Annotated in this window: 17 protein-coding genes; 6 read left to right on the forward strand and 11 right to left on the reverse strand. The window is 73.3% G+C overall.

Annotation, left to right across the window (positions count from 1 at the left end; genetic code table 11):
* Window positions 1–61 precede the first annotated feature (61 nt).
* Both ACYVK7_RS22120 and ACYVK7_RS22125 read right to left on the reverse strand, forming a co-directional pair.
* Window positions 62–718, reverse strand: a complete 657-nt coding sequence (locus tag ACYVK7_RS22120; protein WP_460889881.1) for a uridine kinase family protein — start codon at window positions 716–718, stop codon at window positions 62–64.
* A gap of 44 nt (window positions 719–762) precedes the next feature.
* On the reverse strand, window positions 763–1575 hold the full coding sequence (locus tag ACYVK7_RS22125; protein ID WP_460889882.1) for a helix-turn-helix domain-containing protein: 813 nt from the start codon (window positions 1573–1575) through the stop codon (window positions 763–765).
* Between the two features lie 50 nt (window positions 1576–1625).
* Here ACYVK7_RS22125 and ACYVK7_RS22130 point away from each other — a divergent pair, with 50 nt between their 5' ends.
* Entirely contained in the window at window positions 1626–2039 is a 414-nt protein-coding gene (locus tag ACYVK7_RS22130) for a DUF2000 family protein (RefSeq protein ID WP_460889883.1), read from the forward strand.
* A 4-nt stretch (window positions 2040–2043) separates the two neighbouring features.
* Here the strand turns inward: ACYVK7_RS22130 and ACYVK7_RS22135 are convergent, their stop codons facing one another.
* From ACYVK7_RS22135 to ACYVK7_RS22145, 3 genes are read right to left on the reverse strand one after another with little or no spacing between them, the layout of a single operon-like run.
* On the reverse strand, window positions 2044–2718 hold the full coding sequence (locus ACYVK7_RS22135) for a LutC/YkgG family protein (RefSeq protein WP_460889884.1): 675 nt from the start codon (window positions 2716–2718) through the stop codon (window positions 2044–2046).
* Window positions 2715–4232, reverse strand: coding sequence for a LutB/LldF family L-lactate oxidation iron-sulfur protein (locus ACYVK7_RS22140; protein ID WP_460889885.1), 1518 nt, complete (start codon window positions 4230–4232; stop codon window positions 2715–2717). The genes ACYVK7_RS22135 and ACYVK7_RS22140 overlap by 4 nt, the downstream gene beginning before the upstream one ends.
* Entirely contained in the window at window positions 4229–5053 is an 825-nt protein-coding gene (locus ACYVK7_RS22145; protein ID WP_460889886.1) for a (Fe-S)-binding protein, read from the reverse strand. Before ACYVK7_RS22145 ends, ACYVK7_RS22140 begins: the two co-directional genes overlap by 4 nt.
* A 70-nt stretch (window positions 5054–5123) precedes the next feature.
* Here ACYVK7_RS22145 and ACYVK7_RS22150 point away from each other — a divergent pair, with 70 nt between their 5' ends.
* Window positions 5124–5822 carry a FadR/GntR family transcriptional regulator gene (locus ACYVK7_RS22150; protein ID WP_460889887.1) on the forward strand — a complete coding sequence of 233 codons (699 nt, stop codon included), beginning with the start codon at window positions 5124–5126 and terminating at the stop codon, window positions 5820–5822.
* Between the two features lie 28 nt (window positions 5823–5850).
* Here the strand turns inward: ACYVK7_RS22150 and ACYVK7_RS22155 are convergent, their stop codons facing one another.
* Window positions 5851–6342 (reverse strand): MarR family winged helix-turn-helix transcriptional regulator, encoded by a 492-nt coding sequence (locus ACYVK7_RS22155; RefSeq protein ID WP_460889888.1) that lies wholly within the window; start codon window positions 6340–6342, stop codon window positions 5851–5853.
* 116 nt (window positions 6343–6458) lie between these two features.
* Between ACYVK7_RS22155 and ACYVK7_RS22160 the strand changes: the two genes are divergently transcribed.
* Window positions 6459–8750: an LLM class flavin-dependent oxidoreductase gene (locus tag ACYVK7_RS22160; RefSeq protein ID WP_460889889.1), complete on the forward strand. Its 2292-nt coding sequence runs from the start codon at window positions 6459–6461 to the stop codon at window positions 8748–8750.
* Here ACYVK7_RS22160 and ACYVK7_RS22165 read toward each other — a convergent pair.
* A complete protein-coding gene (locus ACYVK7_RS22165) occupies window positions 8740–9612 on the reverse strand; it encodes a DUF1963 domain-containing protein (protein WP_460889890.1) in 873 nt (290 codons plus the stop codon). The two genes, ACYVK7_RS22160 and ACYVK7_RS22165, sit on opposite strands and share 11 nt — an antisense overlap.
* Window positions 9613–9822: 210 nt before the next feature.
* Between ACYVK7_RS22165 and ACYVK7_RS22170 the strand changes: the two genes are divergently transcribed.
* The 3 genes from ACYVK7_RS22170 (at window position 9823) to ACYVK7_RS22180 (ending at window position 13007) form a co-directional block, all read left to right on the forward strand.
* On the forward strand, window positions 9823–10437 hold the full coding sequence (locus ACYVK7_RS22170) for a SprT-like domain-containing protein (protein ID WP_460889891.1): 615 nt from the start codon (window positions 9823–9825) through the stop codon (window positions 10435–10437).
* 4 nt (window positions 10438–10441) lie between these two features.
* Complete coding sequence (locus ACYVK7_RS22175; protein ID WP_460889892.1) at window positions 10442–11485, forward strand: 3-oxoacyl-[acyl-carrier-protein] synthase III C-terminal domain-containing protein; 1044 nt, start codon at window positions 10442–10444, stop codon at window positions 11483–11485.
* A gap of 109 nt (window positions 11486–11594) precedes the next feature.
* Entirely contained in the window at window positions 11595–13007 is a 1413-nt protein-coding gene (locus ACYVK7_RS22180) for a Gfo/Idh/MocA family oxidoreductase (RefSeq protein ID WP_460889893.1), read from the forward strand.
* A 105-nt stretch (window positions 13008–13112) separates the two neighbouring features.
* On the opposite strand, the gene ACYVK7_RS22185 is transcribed toward ACYVK7_RS22180, so the two are convergent.
* From ACYVK7_RS22185 to ACYVK7_RS22200, 4 genes are all read right to left on the reverse strand, one after another.
* Window positions 13113–14675 (reverse strand): pectate lyase family protein, encoded by a 1563-nt coding sequence (locus ACYVK7_RS22185; protein WP_460889894.1) that lies wholly within the window; start codon window positions 14673–14675, stop codon window positions 13113–13115.
* Window positions 14676–14880: 205 nt separating this feature from the next.
* Entirely contained in the window at window positions 14881–15978 is a 1098-nt protein-coding gene (locus ACYVK7_RS22190) for an AEC family transporter (protein ID WP_460889895.1), read from the reverse strand.
* A 28-nt stretch (window positions 15979–16006) separates the two neighbouring features.
* Complete coding sequence (locus ACYVK7_RS22195; protein WP_460889896.1) at window positions 16007–17191, reverse strand: Gfo/Idh/MocA family protein; 1185 nt, start codon at window positions 17189–17191, stop codon at window positions 16007–16009.
* The gene (locus tag ACYVK7_RS22200; protein WP_460889897.1) at window positions 17188–19200 is read right to left on the reverse strand and encodes a DUF6807 family protein; all 2013 of its coding nucleotides are present in this window, start codon (window positions 19198–19200) and stop codon (window positions 17188–17190) included. Before ACYVK7_RS22200 ends, ACYVK7_RS22195 begins: the two co-directional genes overlap by 4 nt.
* Between the last annotated feature and the right edge of the window lie 223 nt (window positions 19201–19423).

Here is a 19423-nt window from a genome sequence, read left to right on the forward strand (position 1 = left end):
TCCTGTGCCCCAGGGTGAGCCCCACGCGTGTGGGGTACGTGGCAGTTCGGTTACACGTGGATTACGCGTTCGAGGACTTTTGACCCAGGAGCCCGCGGATGTCCTTCTCTGCCTGAGCCGGGGAGGACGCGCGGCAGCCCAGCGCAACCCACCGCTCGATCATCGCAGGCTCCGCGCGCAGCAGCGAGGTACCCCGGCGCAGCAGGGTGATGATCGGTTTGCGTGCCTCCGCGACGTCCCGGAGGAACCGGAACCAGAACGTCACCAGCCGTGGCCGGGTCAGGCAGATCGCGTCGGCGAGCAGGCCCTCGGCGCGGCAGTCGTCGACGAGGTGCGCCGCGAAGATACCCTCGGCCAGGATGAGGGGCGAGCCGCCGATGTCGAGCCGGCGCATCCCGGTCCGGCGCGACGTCGGTATGTCGTACACGGGAACGTCGGCGCGGCCCTCGGTCGCCAGGTCGTGCAGCGCGGCGAGCGCCCCCCTGGCGTCCCAGGTGGCCGGGCTGTCCCAGTCGACGCTCCCGTAGCGCTGCGGCAGGCCGGGGTGGTCGATGTCGAGGTAGAAGTCGTCGAGCTGCACCACCGGCAGGCCGAGCCGCCGGGTGAGCGAGGTCTTGCCGGAGCCGGACGGCCCGGTCAGCAGGACGACCCGGGCCCGGGGACGCCGGGCACCCGGCGGAAGGTCGAAGAGGGTCGGCTCGGGCGCAGGGTCGGTCACGAGAGGCCATTCTCCCGCACGACACGCACGCCCACAGCCAGGGGCTATCCGCGCTGGTAGCGGGCCGGCGTGGTGCGCAGCAGGCGGCGGAAGTGCCGGGTGAGATGGGCCTGGTCGTGGAACCCGGTGGCGACGGCCACGTCGGCGGCGGGCTCGCCGGCCAGCAGCCGGCGCCGCGCCATGTCCAGGCGGCGACCCACGAGGTACCGGTGCGGGGGCAGCCCGAGCTCCCTGGTGAAGGCCCGGACGAGGTGCGGCACGGTGACGTTCAGCTCGGCGGCGACCTCCGCGAGCCGGACGGGTCGTGCCGGGTCGGCGTCGAGCAGGTCGCGGGCACGGCGGGCGGTCGAGGCGGTGGCCGGTTCTCGCGGCGGCGTCGGGCGGCCGGAGAGGTGCCAGGCCAGGCCCTCCGTCACCAGGGCGAGCAGGCTCTCCGCGGCGACGTCCTCGCGCACGGTCAGCGCTCGGTCGAGCCCGACGAAGCGGGTGCGGAGCGTGTCGTCCAGGACGAGCGGGGCGTCGACGGCACGGCCGACGAGCGCGTCGTCGAGCACCGTGGGCTCCAGGTAGACGACGCGCTTGCGGAAGCCGGCGGCGGTCACCGACCGCCCGTCGTGCACCACGCCCGGCGGCAGCACGGTCACCCCGGTGCGCTGGGCCGCGTGCTCGTGACCGCCCAGGCCGTAGCCGATCAGACCGCTGTCGACGACCAGCACGGTCCAGGTGTCGTGGGTGTGGGCCGGGTAGGCGTGCTCGTGCCATGCGGCGTGCAGCACCTCGGCGACGCCGTCGACTCCTGGCCGCCAGGCGCGCACCACGTCCTGTGCGGTGTCCGAGGCCGAACCGGGCGAGCCCATGTCAAGAACGTACAAGATCCCGGCTCGCTCACGGGCGCACTGTGAGCGGTATGACTTTCGAACAGGCCAAGATCGTGATCGTGCTGCGGGAGGACCTGCTGGGCTGGCAGGAGGGCAACGTGACGGCCTTCCTGGCCAGCGCCGTGACCGCCGCCTACCCGGAGCTGGTCGGCGAGCCCTACCGGGACGCCGACGGGCGCGAGTACCTCGCCATGCTGGGCACGCCCGTGATGGTCATGGTGGCCGACGGGGACCGGCTCGCCACGATCCGCGAGCGCGCGGACGCGCGCGGGCTGCGCATCGGCGTCTACACGGCGGACCTGTTCGCGACAGGGAACGACGTCGACAACCGGGCGGCCGTCGCGAGCGTCGCCACCGAGAAGCTCGACCTGGTCGGGGTGGCGGTCGCGGGCGAGCGGCGGGTCGTGGACAAGGTGGTCAAGGGGGCGCGCCTGCACCCCTGACCGGTCAGCTCACCAGCACCACGTGCAGGGTCCTCGGGCCGTGGACGCCCTCCACGCGGTCGAGCTCGATGTCGCTCGTCGCGCTGGGCCCGCTGATCCAGGTCAGCGGGCGGGCGGGGTCCGTGCCGAGCAGGCGCACCGCCTCCGGGACGGTCTGCACCACCTGGTCGGTCCGGACCACGCACACGTGCGTGTCCGGTACCAGCGAGATGGCACGGCGGCCCTGGTCGGGTCCGCCGTCGAGCACGATGGTGCCGGTCTCGGCGACGGCGACGCGGGCGGCCGTCACGACGGCGTCGGTCCCGTCCAGCTCGGCCGCCGACAGGGGAGCCTCGGGCGAGTCGGTGCGCACCGCGACCCGCCCCAGCCCGGTGACCCAGGCGGGATCCAGCCCGCTGGGCACGACGACGGACCCGCGCGCGGCGTCCCGTCCGCGTTCTGCCGCCCGCTCCGCGAGCATCCGCGCGAGCAAGTCCGGGAGGCCCGCAGCGGTCGTCCGGTGGACGTGCGCCTTGTAGTCCTCGAGGCGGTCGACCAGCAGGTCCAGCACGACGTCGGAACCCGGCGCGTGCTCGCCGGCCGCGCGGTACTCGCGCGGCACGGGAGTGGCGACCGCGCCGCCGTCCGGGCCCAGCGCCGAGCGGATGCGGGTGAGGATCTCGGTCCTGGCGTCGGTCATCGCTGTTCCTCCCGCCCGTCCCACCAGTCGCGGAACGTCTGCTTCGGTGGTGCCACCAGGTCCCGGGACCCGGTCCACAGCGAGCCGGGGAACGGCAGCCGCTTGATCACGCCGTCGCGCGAGATCGCGCGCAGCACGCGCGGCACCCGGGCGGCGCGGCGGAACCGCGCGCCGTCGGCCATCGCGAAGGACGCGGCCTTCATGGCCGCCTTCCAGACCCGGTCCGCGGTGTCCGGCGAGGCGCCGGCGAGCTCGACCTCGCGCGCCCGCAGCTCCACCAGGATCGACGGGATGTCGATCTTGACGGGGCACACCTCGTAGCAGGCGCCGCACAGCGTGGAGGCGTACGGAAGGTCGGACTTCTCGCCGGTGAGCTGCGGCGTCAGGATCGCGCCGATCGGGCCCGGGTAGACCGAGCCGTAGGCGTGGCCGCCCACCCGCTCGTACACGGGGCAGACGTTGAGGCACGCGGAGCAGCGGATGCAGTGCAGGGCGGAGCGCCCGGCCTCGTCCGCGAGGACGCTGGTCCGGCCGTTGTCGAGCAGCACCAGGTGGAACTCCTGCGGCCCGTCGCCGGGCGTCACCCCCGTCCACATCGAGGTGTACGGGTTCATCCGTTCGCCGGTCGAGGACCGGGGCAGGAGCTGCAGGAACACCTCGAGGTCGTCGAAGGTGGGTACCAGCTTCTCGATGCCCATCACGGTGATCAGGGTCTCGGGCAGCGTGAGGCACATGCGGCCGTTGCCCTCGGACTCCACCACGGCGAGCGTCCCGGTGTCCGCGACGGCGAAGTTGGCGCCGCTGATCGCGACCTTCGCCGCGAGGAACTTGCGCCGCAGGTGCGCGCGGGCCGCCATCGCGAGCTCACGGGGCACGTCCGTCAGGTCGGGCGGCGCGTCGGCCATGCGCTCCAGGAAGATGTCCCGGATCTCGGTGCGGTTGCGGTGGATGGCGGGCACCAGGATGTGCGACGGCATGTCGTCGGCGAGCTGCACGATGAGCTCCGCGAGGTCGGTCTCGACCGCGGCGATGCCTTCCTCGGCGAGCGCCTCGTTGAGCCCGATCTCCTGGGTGGCCATCGACTTGACCTTGACGACCTCGTCGGTCTCCTTGGCGCGCACCAGGTCGGCGACGATCCGGTTGGCCTCGGCCGCGTCCCGCGCCCAGTGCACCGTGCCGCCGCGCGCCGTGACGTTGCGCTCCAGCTCTTCGAGCAGCTCCGGGAGGCGTGCCATGACGTCGGTCTTCACCGCGGAGCCGGTGTCCCGCAGCGCCTCCCAGTCGGGCACCTCGCCCACCACGTTCGAGCGCTTGGTGCGGATGGTCGACGTCGCCTTGCCCAGGTTGCGGCGCAGCTGGCCGTTCTCGAGCGCGGACCGTGCGGCGTCGGGGAAGGACGCTCCCCAGTGCAGGGGGTCCTCCGGACGGCCGATGCCGGCCAGGGTGTCGGGTGCCGCGGAAGGGCCCGGCCCGCGACCGTCGTGGGCGCCGGGCATACCGAGGAACGTGCTCATCGGGCCGCCTCCTGCCCGGCGCCCGCGGGGGCGCCGGTCGTGGTCGAGGCTCTCGGTGGGCCGGGCACGGTCGGCGACTCGCGGGTCGAGGCGAGGATCTCGGCCAGGTGCATCGGCCGCACGCCCGCACCGTCGCGCGAGAGGCCGCCCCCGATGTGCATCAGGCACGACCAGTCGCCGGCGGTGAGCACCGTGGCCTCCGTGTCCACGACGGCGTCCACCTTGTCCCGCAGCATCGCGGCGGACGTGTCCGCGTTCTTCAGGGCGAACGTCCCGCCGAACCCGCAGCAGCCCTCTGCCTGCGCGAGCGGGGCCAGCTCCAGCCCCTCGACGGCCCGCAGGAGCCGCTCGGGCTTGTCGCCCACCCCCAGCATCCGCAGCGAGTGGCACGTGGGGTGGTAGGTCACACGGTGCGGGAACCACGCGCCGACGTCGGTCACACCCAGCACGTCGACCAGCAGTTCCGACAGCTCATAGGTGTGGGCGGCGACGGCGGCGGCCGCCCGCGCCTCGGCCGGCAGGCCGGCGCGGTCGAGGACCATCGCCTGCTGGTGCCGGATCGACCCCGTGCAGGAGCCGGACGGCACCACGACGGCGTCCCACTCGCCGTCGGTCACCGGCTCGAACGTGCGCACGTGGTTACGGACCACCGGGACGGCCTCGGCGAGGTAGCCGGTGTTGACGTGCATCTGGCCGCAGCACGCCTGCCCGGCGGGGAAGACGACCTCGTGCCCCAGTCGTTCCAGCAGTGTCACGACGGCCTTGGGGGCCTGCGGAAACATGGCGTCGGCGATGCAGGTGGCGGCCAGGGCGATGCGCATGGGCACTCTCCTTCGAGGTCTGTCCTCACCATAGCCCACTGTGGACAGACCACAGAAGTACACTGGTCCGGTGCGAACCCACGAGCGAGTGCTGGCCCAGATCGAGGCAGGTCTGACCGCGGGCAAGTGGTCGATCGGCGAGCGGCTCCCGGCGGAGCGGGCGCTCGCGGAGGAGCTCGGGGTGTCCCGCCCCTCGGTGCGCGAGGCCATCCGCATCCTGGAGGCGATGGGCATCGTGCGCACGGCCGTCGGCTCCGGCCCGAGCGCCGGCGCCACGGTGATCGACCGCCCGGCGGCCGGCCTGGGCGCGGCCGTGCGCCTGCACGTCGCCTCCGGCACGCTGCCCGTGTCCGACGTCGTGCGGACGCGCGTGCTGCTCGAGACCGGAGTGGTGCGTGACGCCGCGGCCCGGGCGCACGACGACGCCACGCTGCGCAGAGTGCGCGCGCACGTCGACGCGATGGCTGATCCGGGCCTCGACGTCGCCACGTTCGTCGAGCACGACCAGGACTTTCACCTCGAGCTGGTCCGGCTGGGCGGCAACCAGCTCGTGGAGGCGATCCTGGTCGGCCTGCGGTCGGCCGTCGCGTCCTACGTCGTGGCGGGCGCCGCCGCGCTCGACGAGTGGCCGACGACGGCGGCGCGCCTGTGCGCGGAGCACCGCGCGATCGTCGACGCCGTCGAGGGCCAGGATGCCGCGGCTGCCGAGCGGCTGATGCGCGAGCACATCGAGGGGTTCTACCGCGAGGCGGGTCTGGGCGGGCGCTGAGCGTCTCCGGACGGGACCGAACCGGCGATCAGCGCCGCGTCGTCGCCTCGACCACCGTGCGGCAGGGGTCGTCGTCCGGGCCGGCGCCGGTGGCGGCGCGCTCCAGCAGCTCACGGAGCAGTGCGCGCTGTGCCGGCTCGAGTCCGGCGAGCAGCTCGTCCTCCGCCGCGGCGACGCGAGCTTCCATCGCGGCGAGCACCCCCAGCCCCTTGTCGGTGGCCACGATGCGCCGCGCGCGGCGGTCGGCGGGGTCCTGCTGCCGCTCGACGAGCCCGCACTCCTCGAACGCGTCCAGCAGGTAGGTCATGACCGTACGGTCGATGCCGAGCGTGGAGGCGAGCGCCGCCTGGCTCGGCAGGTCGCCGTGCACCACCGCCGTGAGCAGCTGGTAGCCGCGTGTGCCCTGCGGCAGGTCGTCGGCAGCGGCGTCGACCCGTGCGCTCCACTCGCGCAGGAGCGCGGCGAGGGACCAGCCGAACAGGGAGTGCCGGCCCGTGGGGGTCGTCGCCGTGGTGCTCATGTACCGATCGTACGGGAATGTGCGGCCAGCGAGAAGAGTTGTGAGTAATATCGTCTGCTAGACAGACGATCCGCCGATGCGCGGCGGACGCAGCGACACGAGGGACGACGTCACCCATGACCGACTACGGGCACGAGCTGCTCTTCGGCACGTTCATCACCCCCGGCAACCAGGACCCGCAGACGCCCGTCCGGCTCGCTCAGCTCTCGGAACAGCTGGGCCTGGACCTCGTCACGTTCCAGGACCACCCGTACCAGCCGTCGTTCCTCGACACGTGGACCCTGATGTCCTGGGTCGCCGCGCAGACCGAACGCATTCATATCTCCGGAAACGTGCTCAACCTGGGTATGCGCCAGCCCGCCCTGGTGGCCCGCTCCGCAGCGAGCCTCGACCTGCTCAGCGGCGGCCGGTTCGACATGGGCGTGGGCGCCGGCGGGTTCTGGGACGCGATGGAGGCGATGGGCGTCACCCGCCGCACGCCCGCCGAGTCCGTCGACGCCCTCGAGGAGGGCATCGAGATCATGCGGGGCATCTGGGACGCGACCAACCGCAGCCCGCTGCGCGTGCCGGGCCGGTTCCACCGGGTCGACGGCGCCAAGCGCGGCCCGGCTCCCGCGCACGACATCCCGATCTGGCTCGGCGCGTACAAGAAGCGGATGCTCCGGCTCACCGGTGCGAAGGCCGACGGCTGGCTGCCCTCGCTCCCGTACTTCAAGGACGGCGACCTGGCGCGGGGCAACGCGACCATCGACGAGGCGGCGCTGGAGGCAGGGCGCTCACCGAGCGCGATCCGCCGTCTGCTCAACCTGGGTGGGGCCATCACCGACCGCTCGACAGGTCCGCTGCAGGGTCCCGCCGACCAGTGGGTCGAGGAGCTGACCGACCTGGCGCTCACGGACGGCGTCAGCGGCTTCATCGCCATGGGCGACGACCCGGACCAGATCCGGGCGTTCGCGCAGGAGGTCGCACCAGCCGTGCGGGAGGCGGTCGCGGCCGAGCGGAGGTCGAGCGGCACCGTGCCGGCGTCGGCCCGGCGTGGCGCGGTGGCGCTGGCCGCCCGGCGCGAGGGGATCGACTACGACTCGCTGCCGCGAGAGCTGGCCGCCCGGGCCGTGGAGCCCGGCGACCGCGAGTACGGCTCCGTGCGGCACAACTACCTGCGGAGCGGGGCCCCGGGCCTGGTGCTGCGGCCGCAGGGCACCGACGAGGTCGCGTCCGGGCTCGCCTGGGTGCAGAAGCAAGGCGTGGAGTTCGCCGTCCGCTCGGCCGGGCACGGCATCTCCGGCCGGTCGACGAACGACGGCGGCGTGGTGCTGAGCATGCGCGGCATGCGGTCGGTCGAGGTGGTCGACGAGGCCACGCGCCGCGTGCGGATCGGGGCAGGGGCCACCTGGGGCGAGGTGGCCGCGACCCTCGCGCCGCGCGGCTGGGCCATCACGTCGGGCGACCACGGCGGCGTGGGCGTCGGCGGGCTCGGGACCACCGGCGGCATCGGATTCCTGGGGCGGCTGCAGGGGCTGACGATCGACCACGTGGTCGCCGCCGAGGTCGTCACCGCCGACGGGCGCGTGCTCCACGCCTCCCGCGACGAGCACCCGGACCTGTTCTGGGCGCTGCGCGGCGCCGGCGGGAACATGGGCGTGGTGACCTGGCTGGAGATCGAGGCCGGAGCGGTCGGCGACGTGGTCTTCTCCCAGATGACGCTCGACGCGACCGACACCGCCGGACTGCTGGAGAAGTGGGGCGCCACCGTCGAGGCCGCGCCGCGCGGGCTCACGTCGTTCATGATCCTGGGGCGTGGACGTGGCGGTCAGCCACCCATGGCCCAGCTCATGACGGTGATCGCGGCGCAGGGCACCGACGTCGAACCGGACGAGGCCATCGCCCAGCTGGAGCTGCTGGCCGACGCCGGGCCGCTGCTCGGCCACCAGGCGCAGCTGCTGCCGTACTCGGGGGTCGTACGCCAGGAGGACGCGCACCACTCCGGTGGTGGTGACCCGTCCGCGAGGTCCGGCCTGCTCACCCATCTGGACCAGGGCGCGAGCCGGGCGATCGAACGGCTGCTGAGTTCCGGCGAGTCGTACTTCACGTCGATCCGGACCACGGGCGGCGCGGGCAACGACGTGGCACCCGACGCCACCGCGTACCCGCACCGGCACCAGAACTTCGCGCTCTCGGCGCTGGCTGGTGACCAGGACCGGCTCAACCAGGCGTGGGACGCGGAGATCGGGCCGGTCATGGACGGCTCGTACCTCTCCTTCGACACCGACAGCCGCCCGGAGCGCCTGCTGGAGGCGTTCCCCGAGCCGACGTTCTCCCGGCTGCGGACGATCAAGGCCACGTACGACCCGTCGAACGTGTTCCGGACGAACTTCCCGATCCCGCCGGCGAGTTCCGCTACTCGGTGAACTCGGTCATGGAGAGCATCCTGTCCAGACGGCCGGCGGCCAGGTCGTCGCGGCGGATCGACATGCGCCCGTGGTAGTAGTCGGAGGACACCATAAAGGTGGCGAGTGACATCCACTCGTCCGACAGCCGGCGCTGCTCGACCGCCATGTGGTCGAACCACTCGTCCTGCGGAATGGTGGTCCCGCCGCTCTTCTCGCGCTCCCGAAGGATCTCCTCCGCCATCGTCCAGAGCACCTCGTCGTCGGTGTACCCACCGAGAAAGCCGCTCGCGAGCCCGCTGCTCGGAGGCCAGAGCTCCTCGGTCAGGGCATCGAGCTCGTCCAGGTGCGGCATGGAGCTCCGGAGCTCCTGTGCCAGCTGCTCGTGGAAGGGCAGTATCTCGTGCTCTTCCAGGTCGAGGCAGTCGGGCAGCCACGCGTCGACCGCGGCGCTGACGTCGTACTGCTCGTCGGAGACCAGCCCGGGGTACGGCGGCTCCGCGACCGCGGTCTCGGCGCCTGCCTGCAGGTGCATGACCCGCGCGTACCGTCGGTGCTCGGCGTGGCACTGCTCGTTGTCGTCCTGGTGGTCCAGGAAGAACAGGAGCGAGCCGTCGACCGGCAGGTCGAGTCCGTCGACCCGCGGCAGTGCCGCACAGTCGACGGAGAAGACGAACGCCAGGGACCCGTCTCCGTTGTCCGGCCAGCTCGTCCCCACCGGCAGCCGCGGCGGCCCACCGAACCGTCCGACGGGGGCTCCGGGGGCGTCCGCGAGCGTTTCCAACCTGATCGACCCCCGCAGGTGCCCGATGAACGTGGTGACCTCGTCCTCCGGGAAGTGCAGGTCGAGTGCCGCCCGACGAAACTGCTCCTGATAGCCCATGGCCGAGATGGTGCCACGGATGTCAGTGACGAAAGTGCAGGTCAGACGGTTGGGCGACGGGCAGGCGCATGCCGCCGCCCGCAAGGGCCATGCTCCGGGTGCGCGGCACGGAGCTGTGGATAACGTGGCTCGGGTGTCAGTGGAGCCCCGTAGGTTCGATCACGTCCGGGAGGGCCGGACGTTTCACCGACGATCACCGCAGGGGTACGCATGAATCTTGTCGCCGCCTCGCGCCTGGCGCGCGAGCTGATGGACCAGCACGGCCTGAAGGCCTGGACGTTCGAGTTCGACGACGCCGTCCGGCGCGCAGGGATGTGCAGCTACGGCAAGAGGCGCATCAGCCTGTCCGCGCCGCTCACCCGGATCCACGAGGAACGGGAGGTACGCGACACCATCCTGCACGAGGTGGCGCACGCGCTCGCCGGACCGAAGGCCAAGCACGGGCCGGCGTGGCGCGAGGTGGCGGTGCGGATCGGGTGCTCGGGGCAGCGCTGCGTCGACCCGTCCGCACCGTCGATCGACGGGCCGTGGGTCGGGGCGTGCCCGGTGGGCCACCGGGTCACGCGGTTCCGGCGACCGCAGGGCATCATGTCCTGCCGTGCATGCCGTCCGCGGTTCGACCTGACCAACCTCATCGCGTGGACCTACAAGGGCCGCAACGCGGCGATGGGGGAGCGGTACGACGCCCAGCTACGCGGGGCGCTCCGCGAGGTGGGCGAGCTGCTCGACCTCGGCCCGGGCGCGGAGGAGCGCGTCGTGCGCGCGGCCCGGGAGCGGGTGCCCGGTCTGGCCGTCGAGCCGTTCGACCTGGGCGCGCTACGTTGACCTCATGGCTACGTCGCCCACACTCGCACTCCCGTCCGGAGCCGCAGGCTCCCGCATCATCGGTCTGGGACACCACCAGCCACCGAGGACGCTGTCCAACGAGGACATCGCCGAGCTCGTCGAGACCAACGACGAGTGGATCCGGTCGCGCACCGGCATCGTCACCCGCCACGTAGCCGCCGACGACGTCACGGTGGCCGACATGGCCACCGCCGCGGCCGAGCACGCGCTCGCCGACGCCCGCCTGACGGCTGACGCGGTCGACCTGGTGATCGTCGCGACGGCCACCAACGACGACCGCTCGCCCAACACGGCGGGGCGGGTCGCGTACGCGCTGCGTACCGGCGTCCAGCCGGGCGCCTCGACACCCGAGGGCGAGGAAGCACCGGACCTGCGCAACGTGGTGGGGCCGGCGGCGATGGATCTCAACGTGGCGTGCTCCGGGTTCGCGCACGCGGTGGGGCTGGCCGACCAGGCGATCCGCACCGGTTCCGCGCACACGGCGCTGGTGGTCGGCGCGGAGAAGCTCACCGCGTACACGGACTGGACCGACCGCTCGACGTGCATCCTCACGGCCGACGGCGCGGGGGCGGCGGTGCTGCAGGCTGCCGACGACCCCGGCGTCGGACCGGTGGTGTGGGGCACCGAGCCGGAGCTCACGCCCGCCGTGCGGATCGAGGTGCCGGAGGTCAAGTTCCAGCAGGACGGCCGCGCGGTGTTCAAGTGGGCCATCACCCGGGCCGCCGACCGGGCGCGGGGCGTCGTGGCGCGGGCCGGGCTGAGCATCGACGACATCGAGGTGCTCGTCGCGCACCAGGCGAACCTGCGGATCATCGAACCTCTCGCCAAGGCCCTCGGGCTGGAGGGCAAGGTAGTGGTCACGGACATCACGGAGTCGGGCAACACGTCGGCGGCGTCGATCCCGATGGGGCTGTCCAAGTGGTGGCACGCGGGCAAGATCCCGTCGGGCGTGCCCGCGCTCCTGTTCGGGTTCGGCGGCGGGTTCGCCTGGGCCGGCCAGGTCGTCCTCACGCCTGAGCGGCGCTGAGCGCCGGGCCGGGTTCAGCCGGACAGATCGTGGACAGCGCTTTCCAAGCGCCGTATCGTGGCAACCCCATCCACCCGACGTCGACGACGACCGAAGGAGCTCTCCACCGATGCCCGAGCCGACCAGCGAGCCGACCACCGAGCCGATCACCGGTCCGACGCAAGAGCCCACGCCGCCGTCGGGCCCGCTGCCCGAGGGGCGCCGCCGCTACGCGGTGGTAGGTACGGGGCACCGCGCGTCCATGTACATCAACGCCCTGATCGGAGCGCACGCGCCGGACGGCGAGATCGTCGCGTGGGTCGAGCCCAACCCGGTGCGCGCGGCGGCCTACGAGGCGCGCGTCGCCGCGGCGTTCGGCGGTATCCGGCCCGTCTACGCGCCGGACGACCTGGAGAAGGCGATCGCGGAACAGTCCGTGGACCGCGTGATCGTCACGTCGGTCGACCGTACCCACGGTGACCTCGTCGCTCGCGCACTGCGGGCCGGGGCCGACGTCGTCGTGGAGAAGCCGCTCGCCGCGCACGCCGACCAGGCCCGGGAGATCGTCGACGCCGTCGCGGAGACCGGTCGTGACCTGGTCACGACGTTCAACTACCGCTACTCGCCGCGCAACAGCGCGCTGCGCCAGGTGATCGCGAGCGGCGAGATCGGCCGCGTGCTGTCGGTCCACTTCGACTGGGCCCTCGACACCGTGCACGGCGCCGACTACTTTCGCCGCTGGCACCGCGAGAAGGTGAACAACGGCGGCTTGCTGGTGCACAAGTCGAGCCACCACTTCGACCTGGTCAACTGGTGGATCGATGGCGTTCCGCAGCGCGTCTTCGCGACGGGCGGCCGCCGCTTCTACGGCGACGACGGCGCGCACGAGACCGGCTACGAGGTCACCGACGCCGAGCGCGCGCTGAACGAGCGTGGCATCGACCCGTGGCAGCTCTCCGTGGACAAGAACGAGTGGCTGTCCACGCTGTACGGGCCCGAGGCGCAGGCCGTGGACGGCTACGTGCGCAACCGGTCCGTGTTCGACGCGGGCATCACCACGGAGGACACCCTGGGGCTCGTGGTCGAGTACGAGGGCGGTGCGCTGCTGACCTACTCGCTCACCGCGCATGCGCCGTGGGAGGGCTACCGCGTGGTGGTCAACGGCACGCGCGGCCGCGCGGAGCTCGAGGTCACGGAGCGCGGCTCGGTCGAGTTCGGCGAGGACGGCGTGGCGGTCCTCGACCCCAGCGCCACCGAGGTGTTCGCCGGTGACGAGGTGCGGCCCATCGGCGAGCGGCTCGTGGTGCAGCGGCACTGGGAGCGCGCCGAGGAGCGGCCCATCGTGCGGGGCGGTGGAGGGCACGGCGGCGGTGACGCGCTGCTGCTGGCCAGCGTGTTCGCGCCGTCGGGTGAGGTGGATCCGCTCGGTCGCCAGGCCGGCTACGTCGACGGCGTCCGCGCGTCGTCGGTCGGTTACGCGGGCAACCGCTCGCTGGAGACGGGCGAGCCGGTCCGCATCGAGGCCCTAGACCTGGGCATCTGACCCGCTCCCGCCGAGGTAGTCCCCTGGCGAGGTAGTCAGGCAGCGAGGTAGTCACCCAGCGCGCGCTGAGTGACTACCTCGCCAGACGACTACCTCGCCAGACGACTACCTCGGCGGGGTGGAGGTGAGGACGCCCGCGCCGGCGCGGGCCATGACGACCCACGGGACCGCGGCCGTCGGCAGCGGCCGGTACCGGTACGCGTCGGACGGGGTCCAGCGTGCCTCGTCGGCCAGGGGTGTCGTCGCCGTGGCGTTGTAGGCCGCCAGGAGGTCCGCCCGCCGGCCGTTCACCGTCGTGCCGGACTCGCTGAGCATCGTGCCGCCGTACGCACCGACCACAGTGGCAGGGTCGGACCCGCGGGCCAGCCGGACCGCGTTGTTCTCGACCACGAGGCTCGACTCCTTGCCGGATCCCCAGTAGTACTGGAACGAGCCGGTCTCGGTCTGCCGGTAGTAGTTGTTGTAGGCGTGGACGTCGCCGTACCGGACGCGTGGTGCGCGCTGGCCGATGTCCTCCCAGTAGTTGTGGTGGAGCGTCACCCGGTGCTGTCCGCGGTCCTGGGTGCGCGAGTCGGACGAGCCGATCAGCATGGTCTTGTCGTGGCTGAGGAACTCGTTGTACGACACCGTCACCAGGTCGGACCCGTGCGTGATGTCGAGCAGCCCGTCGTGCACCTCGAACGGCCGCCCGTAGACGACGGGGAGCGAGTCGGCGGGGTGCGCTCCGTCGTCGAACGTGGAGTGGTCCACCCACACGCTCGTGGACGTCCACAGCGAGACGTTGTCGTAGGCGGAGTTCCAGTTCCCCGACTCGCTGTCGCCCGGGTCCCACTGCGGGAAGCAGTCGTAGCCGTCCGAGAACCGCAGGTTCCGGAGGATGACGTTGTGCGCGTCCCGGACGCGGAGGTTCGCGCCGGAGATCTGGGCGTCGTCGCCGACCCCCACGATCGTCACGTTCGAGCCGACGTGCTGCTGCGTCTGGGCCGCCTGCAGACGCGCCGCCGCGTCGCGCGCCCGCTCCAGCGGACCGGACGGCTCCACCCATCCCCACGGGCCGGACGGGTCGTAGTGCTCGATGTAGTCGTCCATCGAGAACGGCTCGCCCGTACCCTCCACCGTCACCCGCGACGCGAAGTCCTCGCAGGTCAGCCGGGTCCCGTCCGGCGCGCTGAAGGCATCGAGCGTCCCCGTGACGTACACGATCCGCGGCGTCTCGTTGTACCGGGCGTCGTTCTGGCTGCCGCCCTCCCGGCCGGCGAGCGCGTCGCGCAGCTCCTGCCAGGTGTCGACCGTGTAGACCTCGGCCGGGGCGGCGGCGGCCCCGCCCGTGGTGGGCCCGGCCTGCCGCTCCACGCCCTCGGGGGACGTGGGGCCGGACCAGGCGGCCCAGCCGTCGTCGGCCGCGATGGTCTCGCGGCCGAGGTCACCGCGATGCCTGCCCGGGCCGTGCCCGCCCGTCGAGTGTTCGGCGACGGTGGTCGCCGCCCCGCCCGCGGGGCTCGCCGCGGCCGGTTGCCCGACGGCGACCAGCGCGCCGGCCAGGCCCACGGTCAGTGCCAGCGGCAGCGCGAGCGAACGGGCGAGCGGACGGGCGGCGGGCAAAGTGAGGGCGCTCTCCGGCGCCGGGCCGAGGGCCCCGCGCGGGCGCGGGGATGGTGGTGTTCGCATGTGACTCCCTTGTCCACGAGGCCGGCTCCCTGACCACGAGAAACCGGTTTCCCGCAACCATGCCAGGCTCACCGCCCCACCACAAGCCCCTGGTTTTCCGCACTCCCTCCAGTGCCCGCCGCCGCGCGGAGACCCCGCCGCGCGGAGACCCCGCCGCGCGGAGACCCCGCCCCGCGGAGGCGCCACCGCCCGCACCGAGCGCCGCTCACCCCAGGAGGACGCCGACCGCCACCAGCACCGGCACGCAGAGCGCCGTGGTCCAGACCGTCGCGCGCGCGGCCACGCCGTCGAACACCCCGTACCGCGTCGCGTACGTGGTGACGTTCACCGCGGTGGGCAGCGCGGCCATCGTGACGACGAGGGCCACGGCCTGCTGGTCGAGCCCCACGGCGGTGCCGACGGCCCAGGCCACCAGCGGGTGCAGCACGTTGCGCACCAGCACGGCGAGCGCGACCACCGCCCGCACCAGCAGCCGGTCGCGGCCGGCCCACCACGGCACCGGAGGCCGGGGACGGTCCGGGTCGGCTTGCGGTTCCGTGGCGGGGGCCGGCGCGGGGAGCGCCGGCATCGGCACCGCGAGGGTCATCCCGAAGGTCAGCAGGCCCAGCGGCGGGGCGGCGGCGCCGATCAGGTCGAACGGGAGCAGGACGACATCAGGCAGCCGCAGTCCGGTCAGCTCGCTCACGACCGCGACGAGCAGGCCGGCGACCGTGCCGACCGTGATCGGGTTCCGGACGGCCGCGAGCAGGACGTGGACCACCGAGGACCAGCCAGAGCGGCTGCCCGCCCGGCCATCCGTCCGGGCGGCTCCGGCCGCCGGCGCGGAGCGGTCGAGCACCGCCAGCGCCAGCGGCGCCAGCACGAGAAGCTGGAAGAGCAGGGTCGGCACCACGGCGAGGGCGTCGTCGAACAGGTAGACGGCGAGCGGGATGCCGATGTTGCCGCCGTTGACGTAGACGGAGGCGAGCGTGGTCACGGCGACCGGGCCCGCCGGCAGGCGCAGGACCCACCGCGCGACGGCGGCGCTGACCAGGGCGAGCGCCGCCGTCGTGGCCCAGGTGACCGCGGCGCCCCGCGAGACGACGTGTGCGAGGTCGGTCGACGCCAGCGTGCTGAACATCAGCGCGGGGGCGCAGATCGTGAACGAGAGCGTCGCGAGCACGTGGCGGGCCGCCCCGCCGTCCGCGCTGTGGGTGGCGCCCCGCGGGAAGGCTCCCCCGGCGAGCAGGCCGTGCCGCTGGACCGCCCAGCCCAGCGCGACGATGCAGGCCATGGACCCGATGGCGGTGAGGACGGACAACACCAGAGCACCCTCCCACGGCGGTCGGCGGCTAGGTGCTGACCGTCCAGGGAGCACCGAGCTCCGTGAACGTGCGCTGTTCGCGCGCAGCCCGCTCGCACCACGCGGCGACGTCGCGCACCACGGGATGGCGTGAGTCGCCCTCCGGGTTTCCCTGCGTGCCGCCGATCGTCCGGGAGCCGGCGCTCCCGGAGCCCTGTTCGATACCGTCCGCCCAGTCCACGAAGTCGTCGGCGATCGGCGCAGGGTCGGCGGCGGTGCGCACGGCCTCGAGCACCCGCATGAACGCGCCGGTGTCCCGCGCGTCGCACAGGAGCCGTTCGCCAGTGCGGGCGCGCAGCAGGTTCTCCAGCAGCCCCGTGCGCCCGTACTGCTTCTCCGCGACGACGCGCCCGGTGCGCAGCCGGACCAGGTCGTGCTCGTACTCGAGCTCGATCTCGCCGGCGGTCCCCTGCACGATGACCCGTGCCGGGGTGCGTTCGGCCGCGCACAGCGTGAGGCCGAACCCGTACCGCGTCCCGTCCGTGCCGACGGCGCGCAGGGACGAGGTGTCGTCGGCCTCGATCGGGTTGGCGCGCCACAGGTCGGTGTTCACGTAGGCGAGGTCGGCGCCGGCCCTGGCGCCGCCCACCCACAGGGCGGTCGCCACGGCGTGCGCGAGCGGGTTGGTCACCACGCCGTCCACGACGGCGCGGTCGCCCATGCGCCGCCGCCCGGCCCATGGCGAGCGCGCCCAGTACGCGGCGGTCCGGACCCAGGTCCCGACAGCGCCGATGCCGGTCACCTGCCCCACCTCGCCGCGCGCGACCATGTCGGCGACGGCGGGCAGCGCGTGGGAGCCGAAGGTCTGGAACCCGACCTGGCACAGGCGCCCGGTCCGTTCGGCGACGGCGACGAGCTCGGCGTGCTCCGCCAGGGACGCGGCGGTCGGCTTCTCGAGCAGCACGTCGATGCCGGCCTCCATCGCGGCGCGGGCGAGCGGCAGGTGGGTGTGGATGGGGGTGGAGAGGACCACGACGTCGGGCAGGGTGTCCGCGCCCCCCGACAGCAGGTCGCCGAGGCTCGCGAACCACGGCGCGGGAGCGTCGTCGGGCTCCCGCGGGTCGACGACGGCGCTCAGCCGCGCCAGCCCTCTCGCCTCGAGCTCCGCGACGGTCCGCAGGTGCGAGCCCCCGTGACCGTGGACACCGACGACCGCGACCTTCGGCAGGCTCACCGCCGGCCGCCGTCGGTGAGATCCGCGGCGAGCGCCGCCGCGGCGGAGCCGGTGAGGGCGGTGTCGAGGAGCACGGCGACGAGGTCCAGCTGGACGGAGCCGCCCTCGGGGACGAGCAGCGGCGAGTCCCAGGCGAGTGCCGGGCAGGCTCCGGGGTATTCAGCGGAGCGCAGGAACCAGGGCCGGACCTGGCCGGGCTGGACCAGCAGGAGCGTCGTGGACCGGCCGCCCTGCTGCTGCACGAAGGCGACCCAGGGTGACGAGCTGCCGTGCGCGCGGTTCTCGCCGGTGCCCGCCGCGGACAGGACCGACGTGGTCTCGGCGATCGGCAGCCGCCAGAACAGGCCGCCGTAGCCGGCACCGGGCCTGCCGTTGGTGGCGGGCGAGCGGATCTCGAGCGGGCCGTGGTCGGCGTGGAGGGTGGACCGCCAGTCGAGCACCCAGCCGGGTGCGGCGGCCGACCCAGGGTTCTGGGGGAGCAGGCGTGCCGTGACGCGGCGCTCCTCGCGGAGCTGCGGGTCGCCGTGCTCGTCGGACCACAGCACGTCCTCGACCAGGGCCTCGCCCGCCTCGGCTCCCGCTCCGGCCGCGCGCGTGGCCGGGGCGGGTTCGACGCGGACACCCTGCGAGGTCTGCCGGCCGTGGTTCTTCAGGAGCGTCGGCCCGACGTCCTCGATGAAGGTGCGGCCGCCCCAGTGGCTGGTGCCGTTCACGTCGGGAACCGCGATGCCGACGCCGTAGTGGTGCCGGTGGTCGACAGGGCTCACGTCGGTGAGCGGCACGCCCGCCAGGGTGTGCACGGGGTGCAGGTACGGGCGCCGCGCGTGCACCTTCGGCATGCGGCCGCCCGCGTCGCGGCGCACCAGTTCCAGCCCGTCGCCGCAGGTCAGCACCACGGCGTCGGCTTCGGGGTCCGCGGGGACGGACCAGGTGGGGGCCGCGGTGGGCGGCACGGTCGGGATCTCGTCGCGCGGCACGACGGCGGTTCCGCCGTCGTCGTCCGTGACGTGCACGCGCTCCGGGCCCTGGGGTACGGGGCCGGTGCTGCCGCGCACCTCCAGGCTCGGCGTGAATCGAGCAGAGCTTGCGGGGTGGGCATCGTCGTCGATCACAGCGTGCAGCTCCCTCCAGGCGTGGCGGCCGAGCTCGGCCTGCGGTACCGCGACAGTTGTCAGCGCGGGTGTGGCATAACGGGACAGCTCGATGTCGTCGAATCCGGCCACCGAGATGTCGGCGGGCACGGCTACACCTGCCTCGTTCAGGCCGGCGAGCAGGCCGAACGCGACGAGGTCGTTGAACGCCACCGCGGCGGTGGCGCGGGTCGCCAGGACGGCGGGTGCCGCGCCGTGCCCTGCCTGGATGTCCGGCCCGGCGGGCAGGTCGATGATCTCGAGATCGGCGTGCCGCTTCCTCGCGCGGGCGAGGCCGGCCCGGCGCAGCTCGTCGGACGCGCTCCGCACGGGGCCACCGAGGTAGACCATGCGGCGGTGGCCGAGCGACACGAGGTGCTCGACCACCTGGAGCGCGGCGTCCTCGTAGTCCACGACCAGGCTGGGGGCCGCGCCGCCGGTCTCCCGGTTGACGAGGACCACCGGCTCGACGTCGGCGATGAGCGCGCTGAGCTCGGCGTCCCCGATGCGCGGTGACACGAGGACCAGGGCGTCGCAGCGCATGCGCGCCTCGAGCGCGATGGCGCCCTCCTGCTGGTCGTCCTCCACCGTGTCCGCCACGAGCACGCGGTAGCCGTCCTCCGCCGCGCCGTCCATGACGCCGCGCAGGATCTGCTGGAACACGGGATTGCCGAGGTCGGGCACCACGAGCGCCACGGTCTGGGTGCGGCCGAGCGCCAGGCTCCGTGCGGCGTTGCTGGGCCGGTAGCTCAGCGATGCCGCGGCGTCCCGCACCCGTTCCGCGATGGCCGCGTCGACGGTGCTCCGCCCGTTCATGACCCGGGAGACGGTCGCGCGCGACACCCCTGCCGCCGTCGCGACGTCCCCGATCGTGGCCATGGCACGCCGCTGACCCGCGCGCTGACCTGTGCCCCCTGCGCTGCCGCTGACCATCTGCTCTCCGTCCGTCACCTGTCCGGCCCCGCCCGTGCACCGCGCCGTGGCGCGGGATGCGGTGGTACCGGTTTCCCGAGTTGACGGTACACCATGGGAAACCGGTTGCTCGTGTGGTACGTTCCTCCACCAGAGACCGGTTTCTCACCGATGCGACCGGGGATCGACG

This window comes from Promicromonospora xylanilytica (assembly GCF_054782895.1).

What these genes read in the sequence shown, in the direction of transcription:
- ACYVK7_RS22175 (WP_460889892.1), top strand. Translation starts at nt 10,442, where the DNA reads ATGGCTACGTCGCCCACACTCGCACTCCCGTCCGGAGCCGCAGGCTCC.
- ACYVK7_RS22185 (WP_460889894.1), bottom strand. Translation starts at nt 14,675, where the DNA reads ATGCGAACACCACCATCCCCGCGCCCGCGCGGGGCCCTCGGCCCGGCG.
- ACYVK7_RS22160 (WP_460889889.1), top strand. Translation starts at nt 6,459, where the DNA reads ATGACCGACTACGGGCACGAGCTGCTCTTCGGCACGTTCATCACCCCC.
- ACYVK7_RS22180 (WP_460889893.1), top strand. Translation starts at nt 11,595, where the DNA reads ATGCCCGAGCCGACCAGCGAGCCGACCACCGAGCCGATCACCGGTCCG.
- ACYVK7_RS22145 (WP_460889886.1), bottom strand. Translation starts at nt 5,053, where the DNA reads ATGCGCATCGCCCTGGCCGCCACCTGCATCGCCGACGCCATGTTTCCG.
- ACYVK7_RS22165 (WP_460889890.1), bottom strand. Translation starts at nt 9,612, where the DNA reads ATGGGCTATCAGGAGCAGTTTCGTCGGGCGGCACTCGACCTGCACTTC.
- ACYVK7_RS22170 (WP_460889891.1), top strand. Translation starts at nt 9,823, where the DNA reads ATGAATCTTGTCGCCGCCTCGCGCCTGGCGCGCGAGCTGATGGACCAG.
- ACYVK7_RS22135 (WP_460889884.1), bottom strand. Translation starts at nt 2,718, where the DNA reads ATGACCGACGCCAGGACCGAGATCCTCACCCGCATCCGCTCGGCGCTG.
- ACYVK7_RS22155 (WP_460889888.1), bottom strand. Translation starts at nt 6,342, where the DNA reads ATGAGCACCACGGCGACGACCCCCACGGGCCGGCACTCCCTGTTCGGC.
- ACYVK7_RS22200 (WP_460889897.1), bottom strand. Translation starts at nt 19,200, where the DNA reads ATGGCCACGATCGGGGACGTCGCGACGGCGGCAGGGGTGTCGCGCGCG.
- ACYVK7_RS22125 (WP_460889882.1), bottom strand. Translation starts at nt 1,575, where the DNA reads ATGGGCTCGCCCGGTTCGGCCTCGGACACCGCACAGGACGTGGTGCGC.
- ACYVK7_RS22140 (WP_460889885.1), bottom strand. Translation starts at nt 4,232, where the DNA reads ATGAGCACGTTCCTCGGTATGCCCGGCGCCCACGACGGTCGCGGGCCG.
- ACYVK7_RS22130 (WP_460889883.1), top strand. Translation starts at nt 1,626, where the DNA reads ATGACTTTCGAACAGGCCAAGATCGTGATCGTGCTGCGGGAGGACCTG.